Source organism: Streptomyces sp. MNU76 (assembly GCF_020982545.1).
Lineage (GTDB): Bacteria > Actinomycetota > Actinomycetes > Streptomycetales > Streptomycetaceae > Streptomyces.
On record NZ_JAJKLK010000003.1, the window covers coordinates 840,970 to 863,329 of the forward strand.

Annotated in this window: 21 protein-coding genes; 18 read left to right on the forward strand and 3 right to left on the reverse strand. The window is 71.9% G+C overall.

Annotated elements, in window-relative coordinates; translation table 11 throughout:
• Positions 1-36 precede the first annotated feature (36 nt).
• On the reverse strand, positions 37-804 hold the full coding sequence (gene map / locus E4N62_RS10080) for a type I methionyl aminopeptidase (protein WP_230213586.1): 768 nt from the start codon (positions 802-804) through the stop codon (positions 37-39).
• Positions 805-877: 73 nt separating this feature from the next.
• On the opposite strand from map, the gene E4N62_RS10085 reads away from it, so the two are divergent.
• The 9 genes from E4N62_RS10085 to E4N62_RS10125 all read left to right on the forward strand — a co-directional run bounded on the left by E4N62_RS10085 (position 878) and on the right by E4N62_RS10125 (position 12,402).
• Positions 878-1,165 (forward strand): helix-turn-helix domain-containing protein, encoded by a 288-nt coding sequence (locus E4N62_RS10085; RefSeq protein WP_230213587.1) that lies wholly within the window; start codon positions 878-880, stop codon positions 1,163-1,165.
• 179 nt (positions 1,166-1,344) lie between these two features.
• Positions 1,345-2,820: a hypothetical protein gene (locus E4N62_RS10090; protein WP_230213588.1), complete on the forward strand. Its 1,476-nt coding sequence runs from the start codon at positions 1,345-1,347 to the stop codon at positions 2,818-2,820.
• 236 nt (positions 2,821-3,056) lie between these two features.
• Positions 3,057-3,899 carry a nitrilase-related carbon-nitrogen hydrolase gene (locus tag E4N62_RS10095; RefSeq protein WP_230213589.1) on the forward strand — a complete coding sequence of 281 codons (843 nt, stop codon included), beginning with the start codon at positions 3,057-3,059 and terminating at the stop codon, positions 3,897-3,899.
• A 63-nt stretch (positions 3,900-3,962) separates the two neighbouring features.
• Complete coding sequence (locus E4N62_RS10100; RefSeq protein WP_230213590.1) at positions 3,963-5,249, forward strand: aspartate aminotransferase family protein; 1,287 nt, start codon at positions 3,963-3,965, stop codon at positions 5,247-5,249.
• A 31-nt stretch (positions 5,250-5,280) separates the two neighbouring features.
• On the forward strand, positions 5,281-6,858 hold the full coding sequence (locus E4N62_RS10105) for a PucR family transcriptional regulator (RefSeq protein WP_230213591.1): 1,578 nt from the start codon (positions 5,281-5,283) through the stop codon (positions 6,856-6,858).
• A 332-nt stretch (positions 6,859-7,190) separates the two neighbouring features.
• The gene (locus tag E4N62_RS10110; RefSeq protein ID WP_230213592.1) at positions 7,191-8,033 is read left to right on the forward strand and encodes a nitrilase-related carbon-nitrogen hydrolase; all 843 of its coding nucleotides are present in this window, start codon (positions 7,191-7,193) and stop codon (positions 8,031-8,033) included.
• A gap of 158 nt (positions 8,034-8,191) precedes the next feature.
• Entirely contained in the window at positions 8,192-9,595 is a 1,404-nt protein-coding gene (gene hydA / locus E4N62_RS10115; RefSeq protein ID WP_230213593.1) for a dihydropyrimidinase, read from the forward strand.
• 11 nt (positions 9,596-9,606) lie between these two features.
• A complete protein-coding gene (locus E4N62_RS10120; RefSeq protein WP_230213594.1) occupies positions 9,607-10,626 on the forward strand; it encodes a TIGR03842 family LLM class F420-dependent oxidoreductase in 1,020 nt (339 codons plus the stop codon).
• A 207-nt stretch (positions 10,627-10,833) separates the two neighbouring features.
• Entirely contained in the window at positions 10,834-12,402 is a 1,569-nt protein-coding gene (locus E4N62_RS10125) for an NCS1 family nucleobase:cation symporter-1 (RefSeq protein ID WP_230213595.1), read from the forward strand.
• A gap of 39 nt (positions 12,403-12,441) precedes the next feature.
• On the opposite strand, the gene E4N62_RS10130 is transcribed toward E4N62_RS10125, so the two are convergent.
• The gene (locus tag E4N62_RS10130) at positions 12,442-13,113 is read right to left on the reverse strand and encodes a hypothetical protein (RefSeq protein WP_230213596.1); all 672 of its coding nucleotides are present in this window, start codon (positions 13,111-13,113) and stop codon (positions 12,442-12,444) included.
• Between the two features lie 192 nt (positions 13,114-13,305).
• Between E4N62_RS10130 and E4N62_RS10135 the strand changes: the two genes are divergently transcribed.
• The 9 genes from E4N62_RS10135 (at position 13,306) to E4N62_RS10175 (ending at position 21,817) form a co-directional block, all read left to right on the forward strand.
• Complete coding sequence (locus tag E4N62_RS10135) at positions 13,306-14,001, forward strand: DUF4232 domain-containing protein (protein ID WP_230213597.1); 696 nt, start codon at positions 13,306-13,308, stop codon at positions 13,999-14,001.
• 40 nt (positions 14,002-14,041) lie between these two features.
• Positions 14,042-14,899, forward strand: coding sequence for a bifunctional 2-polyprenyl-6-hydroxyphenol methylase/3-demethylubiquinol 3-O-methyltransferase UbiG (locus E4N62_RS10140; RefSeq protein WP_230213598.1), 858 nt, complete (start codon positions 14,042-14,044; stop codon positions 14,897-14,899).
• Positions 14,900-14,963: 64 nt separating this feature from the next.
• Entirely contained in the window at positions 14,964-16,826 is a 1,863-nt protein-coding gene (locus E4N62_RS10145; RefSeq protein WP_230213599.1) for a gamma-glutamyltransferase family protein, read from the forward strand.
• A gap of 118 nt (positions 16,827-16,944) precedes the next feature.
• A complete protein-coding gene (locus E4N62_RS10150; RefSeq protein WP_230213600.1) occupies positions 16,945-17,790 on the forward strand; it encodes an inositol monophosphatase family protein in 846 nt (281 codons plus the stop codon).
• A gap of 284 nt (positions 17,791-18,074) precedes the next feature.
• Positions 18,075-19,487 carry an NAD(P)/FAD-dependent oxidoreductase gene (locus tag E4N62_RS10155; RefSeq protein ID WP_230214076.1) on the forward strand — a complete coding sequence of 471 codons (1,413 nt, stop codon included), beginning with the start codon at positions 18,075-18,077 and terminating at the stop codon, positions 19,485-19,487.
• Between the two features lie 71 nt (positions 19,488-19,558).
• Positions 19,559-19,798, forward strand: a complete 240-nt coding sequence (locus tag E4N62_RS10160) for a hypothetical protein (RefSeq protein ID WP_374116963.1) — start codon at positions 19,559-19,561, stop codon at positions 19,796-19,798.
• Positions 19,799-19,874: 76 nt separating this feature from the next.
• The gene (locus E4N62_RS10165; RefSeq protein ID WP_230213601.1) at positions 19,875-20,090 is read left to right on the forward strand and encodes a hypothetical protein; all 216 of its coding nucleotides are present in this window, start codon (positions 19,875-19,877) and stop codon (positions 20,088-20,090) included.
• 128 nt (positions 20,091-20,218) lie between these two features.
• Positions 20,219-20,728, forward strand: a complete 510-nt coding sequence (locus E4N62_RS10170; protein WP_230213602.1) for an O-acetyl-ADP-ribose deacetylase — start codon at positions 20,219-20,221, stop codon at positions 20,726-20,728.
• Between the two features lie 234 nt (positions 20,729-20,962).
• Positions 20,963-21,817, forward strand: a complete 855-nt coding sequence (locus E4N62_RS10175) for a hypothetical protein (RefSeq protein WP_230213603.1) — start codon at positions 20,963-20,965, stop codon at positions 21,815-21,817.
• A gap of 148 nt (positions 21,818-21,965) precedes the next feature.
• On the opposite strand, the gene E4N62_RS10180 is transcribed toward E4N62_RS10175, so the two are convergent.
• Positions 21,966-22,334, reverse strand: a complete 369-nt coding sequence (locus E4N62_RS10180) for a metalloregulator ArsR/SmtB family transcription factor (protein WP_230213604.1) — start codon at positions 22,332-22,334, stop codon at positions 21,966-21,968.
• Between the last annotated feature and the right edge of the window lie 26 nt (positions 22,335-22,360).

Below are 22,360 nucleotides of genomic sequence, written 5' to 3' on the forward strand. Positions count from 1 at the left end.
GATCGCCGGCCGGGCAACCGCGCTCCGCAACAACGGTCACCGCGCGGTCAGCACCCGCGGCCCCGCCTCCGTGATCGCCACCGTGTGCTCCGCGTGCGCCGCCCGGGAACCGTCGTTCGTGCGCAACGTCCAGCCGTCCGGGGCCGCATGGTACCCGTCCGTACCCCCGCCGATCACCATCGGCTCGATCGCCAGGACCATCCCGTGCCGCAGCTTCATCCCGCGCCCGGGGTGCCCCTCGTTCGGCACCCCCGGGTCCTCGTGCATCCTGCGCCCGATGCCGTGCCCGCCGAACCCGTCGGGGATGCCGTACCCGGCGGCCCGGCAGACGCTGCCGATCGCGTGCGCGATGTCTCCGATGCGGTTGCCCACGACGGCCGCCTCGATACCCGCCGCGAGGGCGCGCTCGGCCGTCGCGACGAGCCGCAGGTCTGCCGTGCGCGGCGTGCCCACCACGAAGCTGAGCGCCGAGTCCCCGGCCCAGCCGCCCAGTTGCGCGCCGAAGTCGAGGGACACGAGGTCACCGTCGCGCAGCCGGTACGCCGTCGGGATGCCGTGCACGATCGCGTCGTTCACGGAGGCGCAGAGCACCGCGGGGAAGGGCGTGGGCGCGAAGGAGGGGTGGTAGCCCAGGAAGGGGGAGGTGGCGCCCGCCTTCCGCAGCACATCGTGGGCCAGCTCGTCCAGTTCGAGCAGGGAGACCCCCACGTCGGCGGCGTCCCGCACGGCCGTGAGCGCCTGCCCCACGACCTGCCCCGTCTCGTACATCGCTTCGATCGACTCATCCGTCTTCAGTTCCACCATGCCAATTACTATACCGCTCGGCGCCCAATTCTAATACCGGTCCGCCGGAGGGGATCGGTATTAGAATGGGGTCATGGTGCGCACCCCTCTCACCCCCGAAGAGCGCGAACGCGGCGAGCGGCTCGGCCGGTTGCTGCGTGACGCCCGTGGCGGCCGCAGTATGGCTGAGATCGCCGCCGGCGCGGGCATCTCCGCGGAGACCCTCCGGAAGATCGAGACCGGCCGTGCCCCCACCCCGGCCTTCTTCACGATCGCCGCCCTCGCCCGCGCGCTGGGTCTGTCCATGGACGACCTCGTGACGCGCTGCGGGCCGGCCGCCGCCGAGACGCCGACGGCGGCGACGGTGGCGGCCGTGGCCTGAGGCGGACCGTCGCCCTGGCCGAAGTTGTTCGCCTGCCCTGGCTGGACTTCTCGCTCACGGCCACCGCGACGGCGCGCGCGGCACACCGCGTCCGCTCCGAAAACTCTACGTAGCCCGTCTGTAACACAACTGGTGTTTTCTTGCGGACCGGAGCACTCCAGTCGGCCGGGGAGTATGCGATGGCTGTGGATCAACTCCCGGGTCAGGTGCGGGAGTTCGCGGGATACCTGAACAAGCTGATGACCAGGCTCGACCAGGGCGCCGGTTGGTGCGCCGTCTTCTGGCAGCGGGATCCCGAGGGCATGCGCGCGTGCCTGGACGGTCTGGAAGTGCCGCCCTGGGACGTCGTGGAAGCGCTGATGCACGACCTCGACACCGCGTACGGACCCGCCGCGGCCGCCCAGGAGACCCAGCGGGCCCGCGCACTGCACCGCGCCTCGCTCGCCGCGTACGACTCCCGGCCCGGTGGCCGTCACGCCCTCGGCGACCGGCTCGACGTCATGCTCCGCGAACAGCGCTACGCCGCCGACCGTACCGCCGACCTGACCCGCAGGCTCCAGGCGGCCACCAGCCAGGAGGAGGCCGACTCCCTCCGCCTGGACCTGGCCTGGGCCCACAACGACCACGAACGAGCCAGTGCCCGCTGCATGGAACTGCGCACCCGCATCGAGGACGCCGACCGCCGCGCCCCGCACCACCCCGTGCGGGGCGCGGCGCGCGTCGAGAGCATGCCGTCGGGGACGTCAGCCGCGTACCGTCGGCGGGGAGCGGGCGGACGACCGTCACCCCGTATCCACCCCGCCCCCACCGCCACACCCACCCCGGCCCCAGATCCGAGGCCCGATCCCGGCCCCGGGACCACGCCCGGAATCCACCGCCCAGGAGTCCCCGCACCCGCCCCGCGGCGACCAAGCAGCGTGCCAAGCGCCGCCCCCGAGGGTGCCCGTTTCGCCGGGGCGGTGGAGGTCGAGGAGGCACCGCCCGCGGCCGAGCCCGTGGCCGAGTCCAAGACCGAGCCGAGCGGGGGCCGCAAGGGGAAGGCTCCCCGGGGTGCCCGGTACGCCGGGGCCGGGGAGCCGGCCGAGGCCGTGGCACCGCAGCAGCCGCAGGCGCGTCAGGCGCTGGACGACGAGGCGCGGCAGGAGATCGCCGGGACCGTGCACCGGCTGGTGAGGTTGCGCCGGGAAGGCCGCAGCGGGGAGGCGCACGCCCTCCTCGTGGAGGTCGCGCACTGGCCCGCCGCCCGTTTCCCGCTGCTCGCGGCCGAGTTGCACCGCGCGGGGCTGGACGCCGACTGGGCGACCCTGCTGTGGGAGGCCGGGTCGTTGCCCGCCGACCGGCTGGTCGCGGTCGCGGACGCCCTGAACGCGGTCGGTCGCGCCGCGGACGGGGAGCAGATGCTGCGGCAGGGCGTCACGAGGCCCGCCGAGGAGATCGGCGAGGCGGTGCTCGGCTTCGTCGCGCAGGGGCGTGATCGGGAGGCGCGTGCGCTGCTCGACGTCTATGTGCGCGTGCGTACGCCGGAGGAGGCGGCGCGGAGCGTGGAGGCCCATCCTCGACGGCTCGCGCCCCTCGTCCTGGCGGCGGCGCGCGGTGTCTCGAAGGAACGCCACCGAGACGTCACCCACGCCCTACGAGTCCAGGGCCTCACCTGACCCCGCCCCCGCCCCCGCCCCACCAGCCCGCAGCCGGGCCCGCCGTCGCCGGTGCGTCCGGTTCCAGGTGCGAAACGCAGGCGTAATCACCCACTGGAGTGCGAAACGTGATCGACTCGGCCGGTTGACGACGATGGTCTTGCCCAGCCCGTCGACGGGGCTTAGTTTCAAGCCTCTACGGCCTGCTTCTACGGGCGTAGAGGCTCTCTGACGTCCCTGTCGAAGGAGCAGCTGACATGGCCAACGTCGTACGCGCCGCCCTGGTCCAGGCCACCTGGACCGGAGACACCGCGTCCATGGTCGACAAGCACATCGAGCACGCCCGCGAGGCGGCCCGGCAGGGCGCGAAGGTGATCGGCTTCCAGGAAGTCTTCAACGCGCCCTACTTCTGCCAGGTCCAGGAACCGGAGCACTACGCCTGGGCGGAACCCGTGCCCGACGGCCCCACCGTGACCCGCATGCGGGAGCTGGCCCGCGAGACCGGCATGGTGATCGTCGTCCCCGTCTTCGAGGTCGAGCAGTCCGGGTTCTACTACAACACCGCCGCGGTCATCGACGCCGACGGCAGCTACCTCGGCAAGTACCGCAAGCACCACATCCCCCAGGTCAAGGGGTTCTGGGAGAAGTACTACTTCAAGCCCGGGAACCTCGGCTGGCCGGTGTTCGAGACGGCCGTCGGCAAGGTGGGCGTCTACATCTGTTACGACCGCCACTTCCCGGAGGGCTGGCGCCAGCTCGGTCTGAACGGCGCCCAGCTCGTCTACAACCCGTCGGCCACCCACCGCGGCCTCTCCGCCCACCTCTGGCAGCTGGAACAGCCGGCCGCGGCCGTCGCCAACGAGTACTTCGTCGCCGCGATCAACCGCGTCGGGCGGGAGGAGTACGGGGACAACGACTTCTACGGCACCTCCTACTTCGTGGACCCGCGCGGCAAGTTCGTGGGCGAGGTCGCGAGCGACCAGAGCGAGGAACTCGTCGTCCGGGACCTCGACTTCGACCTCATCGAGGACGTACGACAGCAGTGGGCGTTCTACCGGGACCGCCGGCCCGACGCGTACGAAGGACTCGTGCAGCCCTGACGTGGGCACGTACAGCCGTGACACTCGCAGAACCCGTACAGCAGTGAAAGGAGTGGTGCAGCCGTGACCGACGAACTGCTCGGACGCCACAAGGCCGTACTGCCCGACTGGCTCGCGCTCTACTACGCGGACCCGCTGGAGATCACCCACGGCGAGGGGCGCCACGTCTGGGATGCCGCCGGCACCAAGTACCTCGACTTCTTCGGCGGCATCCTCACCACGATGACGGCGCACGCCCTGCCCGAGGTCACCAAGGCGGTGAGCGAGCAGGCCGGGCGGATCATCCACTCCTCGACGCTCTACCTCAACCGGCCGATGGTCGAACTCGCCGAGCGGATCGCGCAGATGTCCGGCATCCCGGACGCCCGCGTCTTCTTCACCACCTCCGGCACCGAGGCCAACGACACCGCCCTGATGCTGGCCACGACGTACCGCGGCAGCAACCAGATCCTGGCAATGCGCAACAGCTACCACGGCCGCTCCTTCAGCGCGGTCGGCATCACCGGCAACAAGGGCTGGTCCCCGACCTCGCTGTCCCCGCTGCAGACGCTGTACGTGCACGGCGGCGTCCGCACCCGCGGCCCGTACGCCGACCTGAGCGACGCCGACTTCATCACCGCCTGCGTCGCAGACCTGGAGGACCTGCTCGGCCACGGCCGCCCGCCGGCCGCGCTGATCGCCGAACCGATCCAGGGCGTCGGCGGGTTCACCTCACCGCCCGACGGCCTGTACGCGGCCTTCCGCGAGGTGCTCCAGCGGCACGGCGTGCTGTGGATCGCCGACGAGGTGCAGACCGGCTGGGGCCGCACCGGCGACAACTTCTGGGGCTGGCAGGCGCACGGCCAGAACGGGCCGCCGGACATCCTGACCTTCGCCAAGGGCATCGGCAACGGCATGTCCATCGGCGGTGTCGTCGCCCGCTCCGAGGTCATGAACTGCCTCGACAGCAACTCGATCTCGACCTTCGGCGGCACCCAGATCACCATGGCCGCCGGCCTCGCCAACCTGAACTACCTGGTCGAGCACGACCTCCAGGGCAACGCACGCCGCGTCGGCGGGCTGCTCATCGAGCGGCTGCGGGCGATCACCGCGCAGATCCCGGCGGTCAAGGAAGTACGCGGCCGGGGCCTCATGATCGGCATCGAGCTGGTGAAGCCCGGCACCGAGGAGGCCAACCCCGAGGCCGCGTCCGCCGTTCTCGAAGCGGCCCGCCGGGAGGGCCTGCTGATCGGCAAGGGCGGCGGCCACAACACCAGCGCGCTGCGCATCGCGCCCCCGCTGTCGCTGACCGTCGCCGAGGCCGAGGAGGGCGCCGACGCCCTCGAACGGGCTCTGAGGAGCATCCAGTAGTACCAGAGGAACAGATCTGAGGAACCCCGCCATGACCACCACCTCGGCCACCGCTCCGGAACCCGCCCTGTCGGTACGCCAGGTCCTCGCCCTGGACCGGGTCCTCGCCGGAGAGCCCGAGGTGGTGGCCGGGGCCGGTCACCTCGACCGGCCCGTGCGCTGGGTGCACGTGGCGGAGGCGCCCGACGTCGGCGTGATGCTCAGCGGCGGCGAGATGGTCCTCACCACCGGGGTCCTGCTCGCCGGCGACGAGGACGCCCAGGCCGAGTACATCCGCTCGCTGTACCGGTCCGAGGCCGCCGCGGTGGTCCTCGGCCTCGGGCGGGCCTTCCCGACGCCGCCCGACGTGATGCGGCGGGCGGCGGAGCGGTGCGGTCTGCCCATGGTCGTGCTGCACCGGCCGTTCCCCTTCGCCGACCTGACCGAGGAGGTCCAGTCCCGGCTGGTACGGCGGAAGTTCGCGGCCGTGAGCCTGTCCGAGGCCGTCCGCACCACCCTGACCGGACTCATCACCGCGGGCGCTCCGCTGCAACGGCTGCTCGACGAGATCGCCCAGCACGCGGGCTGTCCGCTCGTCGTCACCAACCTCGCCCACCGGGTCCTCGCCACGGCGGGGGAGCGGTCGGCGGTCGACGACGTGCTGCGCGACTGGGAACGCATCTCCCGTCAGGCGGGCGGCACCCAGGGCGACGGCTGGGTCCGGGCCGAGTTGGGCGGGCGCGGGGAACGCTGGGGGCAGATCGTGCTGTGCGGCTACCGGGGCGACATCGCCACCGGGCGGCTGCTCGCCGACCGGGCCGCCGAGGCGCTCGTTCTCCACCGGATGCTCGGCGGCGCGGCGCACTCCTGGGAGGAGCAGTCCGCGCAGAGCCTGCTGACGGACCTCGTCTCCGGGGTCGTACCGGCCCGGCAACTGCTGCCCAGGGCGCGGGCGGCAGGGCTGCCCGTCAATCGCCGTACCTTCGTGCCGCTCGTCGTACCCGACGGTGACCCGGCGCAACTCGACCGAGTGTTGCGGATGTTGGGGCTCCCCGGGCTCGTCGCCGAACTCGCGGAGGGGGCCACCGCCGTACTCCTCAGCCTGGCCCGGGACCAGGACGCGACCGCGCTCACCGAGCACTTCGCGGCCCGGCTGCGGTCGGAGTCCGGGGTGCGGACGACGGTCGTGGCCGCCGCCGAGGCGCGCATCACGTGGGAGGACGTGCCGGGCGGGCTGCGGGAGGCACGGCACGTGGCGGACGCCGTCGCCCAGTCCGCCGCGACCGGGCTGGACCTGCCCGTCGTCGTACGCCTCCGCGACGTCCATCTGCGCGGCCTGATCCGGCTGTTGCGCGACGACCCGCACGTCCAGGCCTTCGCCGAGCGGGAGTTGGACGGGCTGCTGTGCGGCGACGGACACGCCGAACAGGATCTGCTGCCCGTGCTGCGGACCTATCTGGCGACCGGCCGGAACAAGTCACACACCGCGCAGCTGCACCATGTGAGCCGGCCCGCGCTGTACCGCCGGCTGGAAGCCATAGAGGCCCGCCTCGGTGTGGACCTCGACGACTTCGAACAGGCCGCCTCCGTCCACATCGCCCTGCTCGCGCACGACGCGCAACAGGGCTGAAACATGCCGGGACCTGCGAAAACAGCGGTGAAACATGCGCCCACGAAGAGGTGACACGGTGGAACGGAGAAGGCCCGCAGACGTGACACCGTGCAACTCAAACCGGCTTCCCGGACTTCCTACTCTCCTGGGGCGGGCGTCGGAAGTTCCGCCTGCCCCGCGACGCCCGGCACGCACTCTCGCCGCACCGGGCACAAGCCCAAGTACATCCAGTACGAGGTCTTGCGCCCGGCACGCCGAGAGCACGCACCGGACGCCGCAGGGCCCGCCCTTCGGGCGGACGACGGCACTTCCGACGCCCGCCCCAGCACACCGAGTGACCGGAGGTCCCGATGAGCAGAGTCATCCGCGCAGCCATCTTCCAGACGGCCTGGACCGGCGACAAGGAGTCGATGATCCAGGTCCACGAGCAGGCGGCCCGCGACGCGGCGGCCCAGGGCGCGCAGGTCATGTGCTTCCAGGAGCTCTTCTACGGGCCCTACTTCTGCCAGGTCCAGGACAAGGCGTTCTACGAGTACGCGGAAGCGATCCCCGACGGCCCGATCGTCAAGCGCTTCCAGGCACTCGCCAAGGAACTCGGCCTGGTCCTCGTGCTGCCGATGTACGAGGAGGAGCAGCCGGGCGTCCTCTACAACACCGCCGCCGTGATCGACGCGGACGGCAAGTACCTCGGCAAGTACCGCAAGCACCACATCCCGCAAGTCCCCGGATTCTGGGAGAAGTTCTACTTCCGCCCCGGCAACGCGGGCTGGCCTGTCTTCGACACCGCCGTGGGGAAGATCGGCGTCTACATCTGCTACGACCGGCACTTCCCGGAAGGCTGGCGTGCGCTCGGCCTCGGCGGCGCCGAGATCGTCTTCAACCCCTCGGCCACCTCGCGCGGCCTGTCCCGCTACCTCTGGCAGCTGGAGCAGCCGGCGTCGGCCGTCGCCAACGAGTACTTCATCGGCGCCATCAACCGGGTGGGTGTCGAGGAACTCGGCGACAACGACTTCTACGGCACCTCCTACTTCGTGGACCCCGAGGCCCAGTTCGTCGGCGAGGTCGCGAGCGACAAGGAGACCGAACTCGTCGTCCGGGACCTGGACCTGGCCAAGCTCCGCGAGGTCCGCGACCGCTGGCAGTTCTTCCGCGACCGCCGACCGGACGCGTACGGCCCGCTGACGGCGCCGTAGCAACGCCCTCCCCGCGCCCGTAAGGGGCGCGGGGCGGTGCCTGATACGCGGCTTCCGCCGCGATGGGGGCCCCTCCCGCTCGAGCGGAGTCGAGAGTGGGGGAGCGACCAGCCACGAACGACCGGCACTGTCCCGACAACCGAACGGAGCGTGACCGAATGAGCGGCCGTACCGTCATCCGCGGCGGTCTCGTCATCACAGCCTCGGACGAGATCCACGCCGATGTCCTGATCGAGGACGGTCGAGTCGCCGCCCTCGCCGCCGGCGGCACATCCGCCGCGGAGGCCTGGACCGCCGACCGAACCCTCGACGCCACGGGCAAGTACGTGATCCCCGGCGGCGTGGACGCCCACACCCACATGGAGTTGCCCTTCGGTGGCACCTTCGCCTCCGACACCTTCGAGACCGGCACCCGCGCCGCCGCCTGGGGCGGTACGACGACGATCGTCGACTTCGCCGTGCAGAGCGTCGGCCACACCCTCCGCGAGGGCCTCGACGCCTGGCACGCCAAGGCGGAGGGCAACTGCGCGATCGACTACGGCTTCCACATGATCGTGTCGGACGTGAACCAGGACACGCTCAAGGAGATGGACCTGCTGGTGCAGGAGGGCGTCACCTCCTTCAAGCAGTTCATGGCCTACCCGGGCGTCTTCTACAGCGACGACGGCCAGATCCTGCGCGCCATGCAGCGCTCCGCCGAGAACGGCGGCCTGATCATGATGCACGCCGAGAACGGCATCGCGATCGACGTACTGGTCGAACAGGCCCTGGCACGCGGCGAGACCGACCCCCGCTACCACGGGGAGGTCCGCAAGGCCCTGCTGGAGGCCGAGGCCACCCACCGCGCCATCAAGCTCGCCCAGGTCGCGGGCGCCCCCCTGTACGTCGTGCACGTCTCGGCGATGGAGGCAGTCGCCGAGCTGGCCCGCGCACGGGACGAGGGGCACAACGTCTTCGGCGAGACCTGCCCGCAGTATCTGTTCCTGTCCACGGACAACCTCGCGGAGCCGGACTTCGAGGGCTCCAAGTACGTGTGCAGCACGCCCCTGCGGCCGCGCGAGCACCAGGCCAAGCTGTGGCAGGGCCTGCGCACCAACGACCTCCAGGTGGTCTCCACGGACCACTGCCCCTTCTGCTTCGTCGGGCAGAAGGAACTCGGCCGCGGCGACTTCTCCAAGATCCCCAACGGCCTCCCGGGCGTCGAGAACCGGATGGACCTCCTCCACCAGGCGGTCGTCGACGGGCACATCTCGCGCCGCCGCTGGATCGAGATCGCCTGCGCGACCCCGGCCCGGATGTTCGGCATGTACCCGAAGAAGGGCACGATCGCGCCGGGCGCGGACGCCGACATCGTCATCTACGACCCGCACGCCGAGCAGGTCATGTCCGCCGAGACCCACCACATGAACGTCGACTACTCGGCGTACGAGGGCAAGCGCACCACCGGCCGGGTCGAGACGGTCCTCTCGCGCGGCGAACTCGTCATCACCGAGCGGGAGTACACCGGGCACGCCGGGCACGGCGCCTACACCCCCCGCTCCACCTGTCAGTACCTCAACTAGGAGTGGAGCAGATGGACTTCGGACTCGTCCTGCAGACCGACCCGCCGGCCTCGCGTGTCATCGAGCTGATGAAGCGCGCCGAGGACAACGGCTTCACGTACGGCTGGACCTTCGACTCCGCCGTGCTGTGGCAGGAGCCGTTCGTGATCTACAGCCAGATCCTGTCCAGCACCACGAAACTGACGGTCGGCCCGATGGTCACCAACCCGGGCACCCGCACCTGGGAGGTCACCGCCTCGACCTTCGCCACCCTCAACGACATGTTCGGCAACCGCACGGTCTGCGGCATCGGCCGCGGTGACTCGGCGATGCGGGTCGCGGGCCGCAAGCCCAACACGCTGGCGCGGATCAGCGAGGCGATGAAGGTCATCCGCTCGCTGGGCAGCGGGCAAGAGGCCGACCTCGGCGGTACGGTCATCAGCTTCCCCTGGATCAAGGAGGACGCCGAACTCCCGGTCTGGATGGCCGCGTACGGCCCCAAGGCCCTGAAGATGACCGGTGAGGAGGCCGACGGCTTCATCCTCCAGCTTTCCGACCTCTACCTCACCGAGTACATGGTCAAGGCGGTCAAGGACGCGGCCGTCGCCGCCGGACGCGACCCGTCCGAGGTGAAGATCTGCGTGGCCGCGCCCGCGTACGTCACCGAGGACGACTCGCCCGAGGCGCTGGCCCACGCCCGCGAACAGTGCCGCTGGTTCGGCGGGATGGTCGGCAACCACGTCGCCGACCTGGTGTCCAAGTACGGCGAGCACTCCGCGGCCGTACCGGAGGAGCTGACGGAGTACATCAAGGCGCGCGAGGGGTACGACTACTCCCACCACGGCCGCGCCGACAACCCCGACACCCAGTTCGTGCCCGACGAGATCGTGGACCGCTTCTGCGTCATCGGCACCCCCGCCATGCACATCGAGAAGCTGAACGCGCTGAGGGCGCTCGGCGTGGACCAGTTCGCCGTCTACGACATGCACGACGCGCAGGAGAGGGTGATCGACACCTACGGCTCGACGGTCATCCCGGCGGTCAACGGCTAGACCCGGCTTCCCCGGAAGGCCCCGCCGACTGCAAGAATCCGGCCACCCCGACAACCGGAATCAACCGCTCCGATCCACTCCGCCACCTCCCCCGACCTCCCCGAGCCCCCACACCTTGTCTCCTGCCCTTCCGCCGTCCCGGAAGGGCAGGGCCCAAGGCCTCCGCACGGCCTTTCTTCCCGTCCCGCCTTCCTGATTGGCCTGCCCATGACCGACATAGCTCCCACGGGGTCGCCGACGGCCCCGTCCGCCGACCTGTCCGGCCGGATCGAGCTGGCGCCCGGGGACTTCCCCGCCGAAAGCCCCTTCGCCAACGAGGACCTGCGCCCGGTACCCGTCTCCGAGCGCAAGTGGACGACGTACAACTTCGCGGCGCTGTGGATCTCCATGGCCCACTGCATCCCCAGCTGGACCCTGGCCTCCGGCCTGGTCGCCCTCGGTATGGACTGGAAGCAGGCCGTCTTCACCATCGCCCTCGCCAACGTCATCGTGCTGCTGCCGATGCTGGCCACCGGGCACGCCGGCCCCAAGTACGGCATCCCCTTCCCGGTGCTGGCCCGCGCCTCCTTCGGTCTGCGCGGCGCCAACATCCCGGCGATGATCCGGGCCGCCGTGGCCTGCGGCTGGTTCGGCATCCAGACCTGGATCGGCGGCTCCGGGATATTCGCCCTCGGCTCCAAGCTCACCGGCGGTGAGTGGGAGAGCGCGGGGAAGATCGCGGGCAACCCCTGGCCGCTGTGGCTCTGCTTCATCCTCTTCTGGGCCCTGCAGATAGCGATCATCTACCGCGGCATGGACTTCCTGCGGCACTTCGAGAACTGGGCCGCGCCGTTCGTGATCGTCGGCGCGTTCGTGCTGCTGGTCTGGATCGCGGTCAAGGCCGACGGCTTCGGCGCGCTGCTCGACCAGCCCTCCAGGCTCGGCTGGGGCCCCGACTTCTGGCCGGTCTTCTTCCCCTCCTTGATGGGAATGATCGGCTTCTGGGCAACTTTGTCCCTGAACATCCCTGACTTCACCCGTTTCGGCGCCAGTCAGAAGGCGCAGACCTGGGGCCAGTCCCTCGGCCTGCCCACCACGATGACGCTCTTCGCGATCCTCGCCGTCCTGGTCACCTCCGGCTCCGAGGTCGTCTACGGCGAGGCCATCTGGGACCCGGTCACACTGGCGGCCAAGGCCGACAACGTCTTCGGTCTCCTCTTCGCCCTGATCACCGTGCTCGTCGCCACCATCTCCGTGAACATCGCCGCCAACGTGGTCTCACCGGCGTACGACCTGGCGAACCTCGCCCCGAAGCTCATCAACTTCCGTACGGGCGCGCTCATCACGGGTGTCGTCGGCATCCTGATCTTCCCGTGGAAGCTGATCTCCACGCCCGAGTTCTACATCTTCACCTGGCTCGGTGTGGTCGGCGGTCTGCTCGGCACCGTCGCCGGCATCCTCATCGCCGACTACTGGATCGTCCGCCGTACCGTCCTGCACCTGGCGGACCTGTACACGCCGGGCGGACGCTACTGGTACTCCTCCGGCTGGAACTGGCGGGCCATAGCGGCCTTCGTGGTCGGCGGTGTGCTCGCGGTCGGCGGCTCGTACTCGACCGTCTCCGAGGACGGCGTCTCCTCGGGGCCGTTCCCGCACGACGGCCTGATCCCGTTCCTCAAGCCGCTCGCCGACTACGGCTGGGCGGTGGGCCTGGGCACGTCGATGCTGCTGTACGTGGTGCTGATGGCCGGTGAGCGGGAGAAGGTCCGGACCGACAAGGAGCGGGTGTCCGTCTGACGGGCCCGTGCTCGCGGCGGCCGTCGCCGGGGAGACGCCCTACTGGGAGTCCTCCAGCACGGCCGCCGCCTCCTTCGCCGCCTTGATGGCACCCTTGTTGATCTCGTCCGTGCCGGGCGCCTTGCGCGACTCGAAGTCGCTGCCGTTGTAGGTGACGACCACCAGGGCGTTGGACATCCGGACGTACACCACGCCCTCACGGGTCTGCTGCTTGTCCTCCGTGGTGAGGTTCACCACGGAGTATGCCTCGTCGCCGAGACCGGGCACGGCGCCGCCGCCGCTCTTCTCCGTGGTGCGCGTCCTGTAGGCGCTTTCGGCCTTGTCGTCCGATTGCTGGACCTCGTACGAGACGTCCAGCCAGCGGTAGTCGAAGCCCTTGAGCGCGTTCCACGAGCAGGTGCGGCGCACGGACTCGTTGGTCGACGCGATCTCCTTGCCGGCCGTCTTCGCGCCGGGAACAAGTGCTTTGACCGTTTTCTCCGTGATGCCGGAGCAGGGCGAGGGCGCCTTCTCGTACGTTTTGGTCACCGTCGCCGTCGACGGCGCGGACTTGTCGGTCGAGACGGGGCCCGACGCGGTGTCCCGCGCGGTGTCCTCCCCGGCCGGGCTCGCGGACAGCGGACCGGACGACAACGCCCAGCCCGCGACGGCGAGTACGGCGACCGGCATCAGTCGCGCGGTGAGGGCGAGCGGCAGAGGGAGATCACGCACAGCGCACTTCTCGGGGTCGAGGCGGCGGTACCGCCGGGCGGTGGGGTACGCCAGTGTCACACGACTGCCTGTGGGACGAAAGTGCGAACTCGCTCCGTGCGCACCCGGTGACAGGGTCCTCGCGCGGGCGGAGTCACGGCGTCCCGTGCGGAGTCACGGCCTCCGCCCCCTCGTCCGTGTCAGGATCGGACCATGATCCCGATACGCGGCCGTACGGCCTCCCGCGCGCTCGTGGCGGTGGCGCTGGCCCTGGCCGTCGGCGGCTGCGGACTCTCCGAGGAACTCGACCGCGAGCGCGACCCGGACCGTGCCGGGCCCACGGCCGCGGCCTCGTCGGCGGGGACGGAAGCCCCCGGTGGACCGGGTCTCCCGGCGCCTTCCGAGGCGCCGGAGGGCGAGTTGGGGGCGGATCCGACGGGGGACACCTCGCCCGGAACGACGGCCGGCTGCCCGAGCTCCGGGGTGCGTATGCTGCCCGGCCTCGTGGAGGCGGCGATGGGGTTGCGGGCGATGGGCGTGACCCTCACCAACTGCGGCGAGAGGACGTACACCGTCAAGGGCTACCCGTCGATCCAGCTGCTCGACGCGGAAGGCGAGCCCTACGACGACGTACGTGTCCTCCAGGGCCCCCAGGACGTCACCACGGCCGTGCCCGACCTCGGTCCGCGCCAAGTCACCCTGAAACCGGGCGAGTCCGCCGGGACCACACTGGTCTGGCGCAACACGGTCACCGAGGCGGACGCACCGGCCGTGAACGCCCCCACCCTGCGCATCGCCCCGCTCCCCGGCCGCCCCGCGGAGCTCCTCACCCCCGACGGCGGCTTCGATGTGGGCAACACGGGCCGCCTCGGCACGACGGCCTGGACGAAAGTCACCCCCGACTCTTAACCGTTCGCGCGTGCTCCACGGTGATCAGCACCCTGGCACCATGAGCCGGTCACCGTACGACACCGAGCCCCAACTCCCGTCCCTGCCCGAGGAGATCCTCGCCTATTACGAGCGCGGAGGAGAGCTCACCCGCCTCCGTGAGGGCGCCGGTCGGCTGGAGTTCTGGCGCACCCGGGACCTTCTCCGCCGACTGCTGCCCGGGGCGCCCGCGCGTGTGCTCGATGTCGGTGGCGGTACGGGGATCCACGCCGAGTGGCTCGCCGGGGACGGCCACCGGGTCGAGGTCGTCGACCCCGTTCCGATGCACGTGGAACGGTCCGGGCGGCTGCCCGGGGTCACCGCCCGGCTCGGGGACGCCCGCGCGCTGCCCGCCGAGGACGCCGCTCACGACGTCGTGCTGCTCCTCGGTCCGCTCTACCACCTGCCCGAACGACCCGACCAGGTACGGGCGTTGGCCGAGGCCCGGCGCGCGGTGCGGCCCGGCGGTGTGGTGGTCGCGGCCACGATCAACCGCTTCGCCGGTCTCAACGACAGCCTCAGGCAGGGGGACTACTTCATCCCCGAGCGCCGCGAGCGCACCGACGCCGTGTCGGACCACGGCAGGCACCGGTACTCGCCGGCCGACCCCGAGTTCACCACCGCCTACTTCGCCGATCCCGCGGACGTGCCGGGCGAGTTCGCCGAGGCCGGCCTCGCGCCCGACGGGCAGTACGGCGTCGAGGGCGTCGCCTGGCTGATGGGCGGCGTGGAGGAGTGGCTGGACGACCCGAAGCGCAGGGAGGCAGTACTGGCGGCGACCCGGCGCATCGAGACGGAGCCGTCGCTGCTGGGGGCGAGCGGACATGTGCTGACCGTGGGGCGGAGGCCGGGAGAAGACCTGAAGGGCGGCCACTGCTGAGCAGCGGTGCACCGTCCGCTGCGTACGATCACCGAACGCCCGCCGCGCAGTGAGGAGTCCGCCCGTGTTCACCACTCGACCGACGCTCCAGGGGACCTTCGGCATGGTGTCCTCCACGCACTGGCTCGCCTCGCAGTCGGCGATGGCCGTGTTGGAGGACGGCGGCAACGCGTTCGACGCGGCCGTGGCGGCGGGCTTCGTCCTGCACGTCGTCGAACCCCACCTCAACGGCCCGGCGGGCGAGGTGCCCATCCTCCTCGCCCCGGCCGGCGGCGAGGTCCGGGTGCTGTGCGGACAGGGCGTGGCACCCACCGGGGCGACCGCCGCGCACTACCGGGGGCTCGGCCTCGAACTCGTCCCCGGCACCGGCCCCCTGGCCGCCGCCGTGCCGGGCGCCTTCGACGCGTGGATGCTCCTCCTGCGGGACCACGGCACCAAGGACCTCGCCGACGTCCTGAAGTACGCCATCGGGTACGCGGAGGACGGACACGCGCCCGTGGAGAACGTGGGGGCGACCGTCGAGGCCGTGCGGGACCTCTTCGAGAAGGAGTGGCTGTCGTCGGCGGAGGTGTACCTGCCGGGCGGGCGGGCGCCCCGGCCCGGCGAGCTGTTCCGCAACCCAGCCCTGGCCGCGACCTGGCGGCGGCTGCTCGCCGAGGTCGAGGGGGCCGGGGACCGGGAGGCCCGGATCGAGGCGGCGCGCGCGGTGTGGCGTTCCGGCTTCGTCGCCGAGGCCCTCGTCCGCCAGGCCGGCCGGCCCACCCTCGACACCAGCGGCGAACGGCACACCGGCACGCTCACCATGGCCGACCTGGCCGCCTGGTCCGCGACCTACGAGGCGCCGGCGACGTACGACTGGAACGGCTGGACCCTGTGCAAGGCGGGCCCCTGGAGCCAGGGCCCGGTCCTCCTCCAGCAACTCGCCCTGCTGCCGCGCGACCTGCCCCCGTACGGGTCCGCCGAGTACGTGCACCTCCTCGTCGAGGGCTGCAAGCTCGCCATGGCCGACCGGGAGGCCTGGTACGGGGACGCGGCGCCGGTGCCGCTCGCCGAGCTGCTGTCCGACGAGTACAACGCCGCCCGGCGGGCGCTCGTCGGCGACACGGCGTCGTACGGCCTGCTGCCGGGCGCCCCGGGCGGCCGCACCCCGCGACTGAGCGCGCACGCGCGCGTGGTGGCCACCGAGGCGCCGGGCTTCAACGCGCTGGGCGTGGGCGAGCCCACGGTCGCAAGCGGGCTCGGGGGAGTCGGCGAGCCCACCGTGGCCAAGAGTCCCCGGTCGCCGGTGCCGGGGGAGCCGGAGATCGCGGCGGACGGCGCCACCCGGGGCGACACCTGCCACCTCGACGTCGTCGACCGCTGGGGCAACATGGTCGCGGCCACGCCCAGCGGCGGCTGGCTGCAGTCCAACCCGGTGGTACCCGAGCTGGGCTTCCCGCTCGGCACCCGGCTCCAGATGGCCTGGCTGGACGAGGGCCTGCCCAACTCCCTCACGCCGGGCCGACGCCCGCGCACCACGCTCACCCCGTCGCTCGCGCTGCGCGACGGGGCGCCCGTCATGGCCTTCGGCACGCCCGGCGGCGACCAGCAGGACCAGTGGCAGCTGCACTTCTTCCTCGCCGTCGCCCTCCGTCCGCACGTGCGCGGCGGCCTCGACCTCCAGGGCGCGATCGACGCCCCGAACTGGCACAACGACAGCTTCCCCGGCTCGTTCTACCCGCGCGGCATGCGCCCCGGCAGCGTCACCGTCGAGTCCCGGACGCCCCCGGCGGTCGTCGAGGAACTGCGCCGGCGCGGCCATGACGTCGTGGTCGGCGAGGCCTGGTCCGAGGGCCGGCTGTGCGCGGTCGCACGCGACCCGGAGACCGGGGTGCTGTCGGCGGCGGCGAACCCGCGCGGCATGCAGGGATACGCGGTCGGGCGCTGAGCCAGGACGAATCCTCCCGCTTCCGAGGGCTCCGGCCGGCACCGGGAATTCACGGTGATTCCATGCCGAATACCCCGAACGGGTGGGGATTGTCAGTGCCGCGTGCTGTCATGGAGACATGATCGAAGACAACGAAACCATCGACGAGTTTCTCGCCCGACACGCCTCGGACGTCGAGGAAGCGATCCGCAAGGCCGCCGCCACGGAGATCATGCCGCGCTTCCGGCAGCTCGCCGCGCACGAGGTCGACCAGAAGAGCGGACCGCACGACCTGGTGACCGACGCCGACCGCAAGGCCGAGGCGTATCTCACGGAAGCGCTCCCCGCGCTGCTGCCCGGGTCCGTTGTGGTGGGCGAGGAGGCGGTGCACGCCAACCCCGCGTCGTACGAGGCGCTCCAGGGGCAGGCACCGGTCTGGATCGTCGACCCGGTGGACGGCACCCGGCAGTTCGTGCGCGGCGAGCCCGGGTTCTGCACGCTGGTCGCCCTCGCCCAGGGCGGGGTCCTGCTCGCCTCCTGGACGTACGCCCCCGCGCTCGACCGGCTCGCCGTGGCGATCCGCGGCCAGGGGGCCACGCTCGACGGTGAGCCGCTGCGTGCCGGAGTGCCCGACCCCGGCCGCGACCTCGACATAGCCACCTCCCACCCGGACTACACCACCGAGGACCAGAAGCGGGCCCTGCTCGGCCTCTGGACCGACGGGGTGTCCCCGCGTGCCTGCGGCTCGGCCGGGCTGGAGTACCTCGCCATCGCCCGGGGCGACTTGGACGCCATCGCGTTCAGTTGGGAAGCGGCGTGGGACCACGCGGCCGGTCTCCTGCTGGTCGAGGAGGCGGGCGGCGCCCATCTCACCCTGGCCGGCGGGCCCTTCCGCATCACGGGCGGCAACACCCTGCCGTTCACCGCGGCCCGGGACGCGGCCACGGCCCGCCGCGTGGCGGATCTGCTGGCGGCCGGGGCCTGAAGGGAGGGTCCGAGCCGGGCGCCGGCGCGAGGGACAGCCCGCCGGGAACGGGGTACGCGCCGGGCCATGGCGGCGGCCCGGGCGCGGAGGACGGCGCGCGGGGGCACGGGGTGCGGAGGTCGCCACGCGGTCCGGCGTGCGAGTCGGCCGGGTGTGGGGTCACCCCTGACCGGTGCTGTCGGTGCCGCGGCATATCCTGAGCGCAGGTGTTGCCGTCGGCGGGAGCCCGTCGGCACGGCCTGCTGGTCATCGGCCGACGACGAAGGGGTCCGGACGTGCCGTCGATGCTCGACGCGGTGGTGGTGGGGGCGGGGCCGAACGGCCTGACGGCCGCCGTGGAGCTGGCCCGCCGCGGTTTCTCCGTGGCTCTGTTCGAGGCGAAGGACACCGTGGGAGGCGGCGCCCGCACCGCGGAGCTGACCCTGCCCGGCTTCCACCACGACCCCTGCTCGGCCGCCCACCCGCTCGGCGTCAACTCGCCCGCGTTCAAGGCGATGCCGCTCCACCGCTACGGCCTGGAGTGGCTGCACGCCGACCTCCCGATGGCGCACCCCTTCCTCGACGGCTCGGCGGCCGTGCTGTCCCGCTCGGTGGGGGAGACGGCCGCCTCGTTCGGGCCGCGTGACGCGGGCGCGTACCGCAGACTGGTCGAGCCCTTCCTGCCCAAGTGGGACACGCTCGTCCGGGACTTCATGTCGCTGCCGCTGTCCGCGCTGCCCCGCGACCCGGTCGGTCTCGCCCGCTTCGGCCTCGTCGGCCTGCCGCCCTCGACCTGGCTGATGCGCCGCTTCAAGGACGAGAAGGCACAGGCGCTCTTCGCCGGACTCGTCGCCCATGTCATCGCCCCGCTCGGTGGCCTCGCCACCGGCGCCGTCGGCCTGGTCTTCGCCCTGGCCGCGCACGCCGCAGGCTGGCCGGTCGCCCGGGGAGGCTCGCAGGCCATCTCCGACGCGCTCGCCGCCTACCTGAAGGACCTCGGCGGCACCGTCCACACCGACTACGAGGTCAAACGCCTCGACGACCTGCCGCCGGCCCGCGCCTACGTCTTCGATACCTCACCCACCGCGCTGGCCCGGATCGCGGGCTTCGGCGGCCACTACGACACGTACCGCTACGGCGCGAGCGTCTTCAAGCTCGACTACGCGCTGGACGGCCCCGTGCCGTGGACCGCCGAGGAGGCGCGCCTCGCCGGTACCGTCCAGGTCGGGGCGAGCAGGGCCGAGATCGGCGCGGCGCTCGACGCGGCCTCCCGGCAGGGCCGTGCGCCCGACCGGCCCTTCCTGATCACCGTCCAGCCCAGCCTGGTGGACCCCGGCCGGGCCCCTGCGGGCAAGCACGTCTTCTGGGCCTACGGTCACGTTCCCAACGGCTGGACGGGGGACCTGACGGACGCCGTCGAGCGTCAACTGGAGCGTTTCGCCCCGGGCTTCCGCGACCGTGTGCTCGCCCGCGCCACCGCCGGCCCGCCCGAACTCGCCGCGCACAACGCGAACTACGTGGGCGGCGACATCGCCTGCGGCGCCGCCTCCGGCCTCCAACTGCTGCTGCGCCCCAGGCTCTCGCTCCGCCCGTACGGGACCCCGCACCCGGCCGTGTTCATCTGCTCCTCCGCGACCCCGCCGGGACCCGGGGTGCACGGCATGTCGGGCCACAACGCGGCCAAGGCGGTCTGGCGGAGACTGCGGCAGGAACCCTGAGTCCACCGGCGCTCTTGCCCGCACCCCGGCCAACATCAATCGGGCACGCGCACTGCGCGGAGGACCGGACCGTGCTGGGGTGCGTCCGCCTCGTCGCCCCGCGTCCGCTGAACGTGCAGATCGAGGACATGCGGCGGGGCGTGCACCAGCATCTCGAACTCGGCACCGGAGAGATCGACTTACCACCCGTGCTCGCTGCCTTCCAGGGCCTCGACCACCGAGGACCGGTCTCCGTGGAGATCCAGGGCGGTTCCCTCGACGCCCCGAAGCGGCCCGCCGCCCGCTCGACTTCCTGCGCGGCGACGGCCTGACCCGACCACGCCGGAAACCGCCCGACCCCACCTCGCCACCTCTCACGTCCCTCACCTCCGGCGTTCTTCGCCTCTGGTGTCCCTCACGCTCCAGGCCGCCAACCGCGACCCGTCCGTCTTCGCCGACCCCGACACCCTGGACGTGCGCCGCGGTGCCTCCGGCCACGGACTGCACCGGCGCATCGGCCGGTCCCTGGCCCGCGCGGAACTCCAGGTCGGCCTGCCAGCGCTCTTCGCCGTCTGCCGGGCCTGCGCCCGACCGCACCGCCGGAGGACTTCGCGCCGACGATGACCACGGTCCACGGGGTGCGGTCGCTGCCGGTCGGCTGGTAGGCCGTCACGAACGAGGCGTGCCGCCCACCACGGAATGCGCCGGAAATGGAGGGCTCGCGTGTCCCGTCGGCTGGTATAGAGGCGGGCATGACGACCATCACCCTCGTCCGGGGCGACATCACCCGGCAGTCCGTCGACGCCATCGTCAACGCCGCGAACTCCTCCCTCCTCGGCGGGGGAGGAGTGGACGGCGCCATCCACCGGCGCGGCGGCCCCGCCATCCTGGCCGACTGCCGCAAGCTCCGCGCCTCCCAGTACGGCAGAGGCCTCCCCACCGGCCAGGCCGTCGCCACCACGGCGGGCGACCTGGACGCGCGCTGGGTCATCCACACCGTCGGACCCGTCCACAGCCAGAGCCTCGACCGCTCCGCCCTGCTCGCTTCCTGCTACCGCGAGTCCCTCCGCGTCGCCGACGAGTTGGGAGCCCGGACCGTCGCCTTCCCGGCCGTCTCCGCCGGCGTCTACGGCTGGCCCATGGCGGACGCCGCCCGTATCGCCGTGGAGACGGTCCGCACCACCGAGACCTCGGTCGAGGAGGTCAGGTTCGTCCTCTTCGACGACGAGGCATACCAGGCGTTCGCCGAACAGACGGGCTGACACCGGCGCGGAGCGGGGACGCGGCACGGCGTGTCGCTCTTCCGCACTCTGACGGACGAACGGCGCGAGCGACTCGAACGGAGTCGCATGGAGCGGTCGTTCGAGGGAAACACGCTGGTCAGGGTGGTCGACGTGGTCGGTCGGCGGGTCCGTCCGGGGCGCTGTGCTCGGTTGCGACGCCTCGTGGCGCCTCCCACCGTGAGCGCAAGGACAGCTCCTTCGAAAGGAACGTGCATGCGCGCCCTCGTCTCCCGTGCTCTTCTCCTGTCACCTCTGGTCTGCGGGGCACTGGTCTTCGGGCCGGTCGGCACCGCCACCGCGGCCGTCGACGTGGGCCGAACCGCCTCCGACCGTGCCGCTTCCCGGGCCGCCGCGGTCCCCGAACCCGATCTGGACGCCTTCTTCGACTCGTTGGAGAAGGAGATCGACGCTCTCGTGGCGACGGAGGAGGCGGAGGCGGACGCCATCGTCGACAAGGAGATCGCCGACATGGAGGCGCTCCTCGACAAGCTCGAGAGCGACCTGGACGCGCTGCTGGCGGACCTCGACGCCGACACGGACGCGGCCGCGGAGGCGGCCGGCACGGTCACGGAGACCGACGCCGTCGGCACCGACGTGGACGAGCTGCTGGGCCAGCTGGACCTGCTCGACCGCATGGACCAGAACGACGTGCTCGCCCCGCTGCTGGACGAGATGACCACCATCGCCGAGCTGGACGCCGACCAGCTGAACACCACCGAGGCGGCCCGGCACGTCGCGGCGCTCAGGACCGCCCACGCCACCGTGCAGCAGCGGTTGCAGAAGATCGAGGCGGCGGCCCCGGCCGGCTCGGACCGCGCCGCCGCGGCGAAGGCCGACCCGGTCGCGGATCTGCCGGCCGCCCTCCAGGCCGCGGTCGACGCGTTGCTGAAGGCGCTGACCTCGCTCGACCTGGGCGCGGTCCTGGGTGCGGTGACCGGTCTGCTCGCCCCGGTCCTCGCTGTCGTCACCGGTCTCCTGCAGCCGGTGCTCGGCCTGGTCACCGGGCTGCTCGGCGGTCTGCTCGGCGGCTTGCCCGCCACGACGCTCCCGGCGATTCCCTCGACGTGACGGACCGCCCGGACACTCGCCTCGGGCACCCGTCCCGGCCACCGGCCGGGGCGGGTGTCGTGTTGTTTGCCCGGTGCTGCGTCCCGTTTGCCCGGTGGTGCGTGCCGTCGGCCCGGTCGTGGGAGGTGTCGGTCGCCGTCCGGTGGGCTCAGTCCCCGTCCGGCGCGTCGCTGATCCCCAGCCGCAGGTGCTCGACGTGGTAGACGGCCTGGTCCAGCAGCTCGGCGACATGGTGGTCGTGCAGCGCGTACACCACGGAACGGCCCCGGCGCTCGCCGACGACCAGGCCGAGGTTGCGCAGCAGACGCAGCTGGTGGGAGCAGGCGGACTGTTCCATCCCGACCTCGGCAGCCAACTCGGTGGCCGGGAGCGGCCCTTCGCGCAGCCTGGCCAGGATCAGCAGGCGGGACGGGGTGGAGAGGGCCTGGAGGGTGGTGGCCACCTTGGCGACGTTGGCCGCGTCCAGACGCACACGAGGGGTGGCGTCCTGCGCTGAGGTGACGGCTCCATGACCCATGGCGAGTATCTTACCCATCGCACATG

What these genes read in the sequence shown, in the direction of transcription:
- E4N62_RS10095 (WP_230213589.1), top strand. Translation starts at nt 3,057, where the DNA reads ATGGCCAACGTCGTACGCGCCGCCCTGGTCCAGGCCACCTGGACCGGA.
- E4N62_RS10180 (WP_230213604.1), bottom strand. Translation starts at nt 22,334, where the DNA reads ATGGGTCATGGAGCCGTCACCTCAGCGCAGGACGCCACCCCTCGTGTG.
- E4N62_RS10090 (WP_230213588.1), top strand. Translation starts at nt 1,345, where the DNA reads ATGGCTGTGGATCAACTCCCGGGTCAGGTGCGGGAGTTCGCGGGATAC.
- E4N62_RS10155 (WP_230214076.1), top strand. Translation starts at nt 18,075, where the DNA reads ATGCTCGACGCGGTGGTGGTGGGGGCGGGGCCGAACGGCCTGACGGCC.
- E4N62_RS10170 (WP_230213602.1), top strand. Translation starts at nt 20,219, where the DNA reads ATGACGACCATCACCCTCGTCCGGGGCGACATCACCCGGCAGTCCGTC.
- E4N62_RS10135 (WP_230213597.1), top strand. Translation starts at nt 13,306, where the DNA reads ATGATCCCGATACGCGGCCGTACGGCCTCCCGCGCGCTCGTGGCGGTG.
- E4N62_RS10125 (WP_230213595.1), top strand. Translation starts at nt 10,834, where the DNA reads ATGACCGACATAGCTCCCACGGGGTCGCCGACGGCCCCGTCCGCCGAC.
- E4N62_RS10140 (WP_230213598.1), top strand. Translation starts at nt 14,042, where the DNA reads ATGAGCCGGTCACCGTACGACACCGAGCCCCAACTCCCGTCCCTGCCC.
- hydA (WP_230213593.1), top strand. Translation starts at nt 8,192, where the DNA reads ATGAGCGGCCGTACCGTCATCCGCGGCGGTCTCGTCATCACAGCCTCG.
- E4N62_RS10085 (WP_230213587.1), top strand. Translation starts at nt 878, where the DNA reads ATGGTGCGCACCCCTCTCACCCCCGAAGAGCGCGAACGCGGCGAGCGG.
- E4N62_RS10110 (WP_230213592.1), top strand. Translation starts at nt 7,191, where the DNA reads ATGAGCAGAGTCATCCGCGCAGCCATCTTCCAGACGGCCTGGACCGGC.
- E4N62_RS10175 (WP_230213603.1), top strand. Translation starts at nt 20,963, where the DNA reads ATGCGCGCCCTCGTCTCCCGTGCTCTTCTCCTGTCACCTCTGGTCTGC.
- map (WP_230213586.1), bottom strand. Translation starts at nt 804, where the DNA reads ATGGTGGAACTGAAGACGGATGAGTCGATCGAAGCGATGTACGAGACG.
- E4N62_RS10120 (WP_230213594.1), top strand. Translation starts at nt 9,607, where the DNA reads ATGGACTTCGGACTCGTCCTGCAGACCGACCCGCCGGCCTCGCGTGTC.
- E4N62_RS10150 (WP_230213600.1), top strand. Translation starts at nt 16,945, where the DNA reads ATGATCGAAGACAACGAAACCATCGACGAGTTTCTCGCCCGACACGCC.
- E4N62_RS10105 (WP_230213591.1), top strand. Translation starts at nt 5,281, where the DNA reads ATGACCACCACCTCGGCCACCGCTCCGGAACCCGCCCTGTCGGTACGC.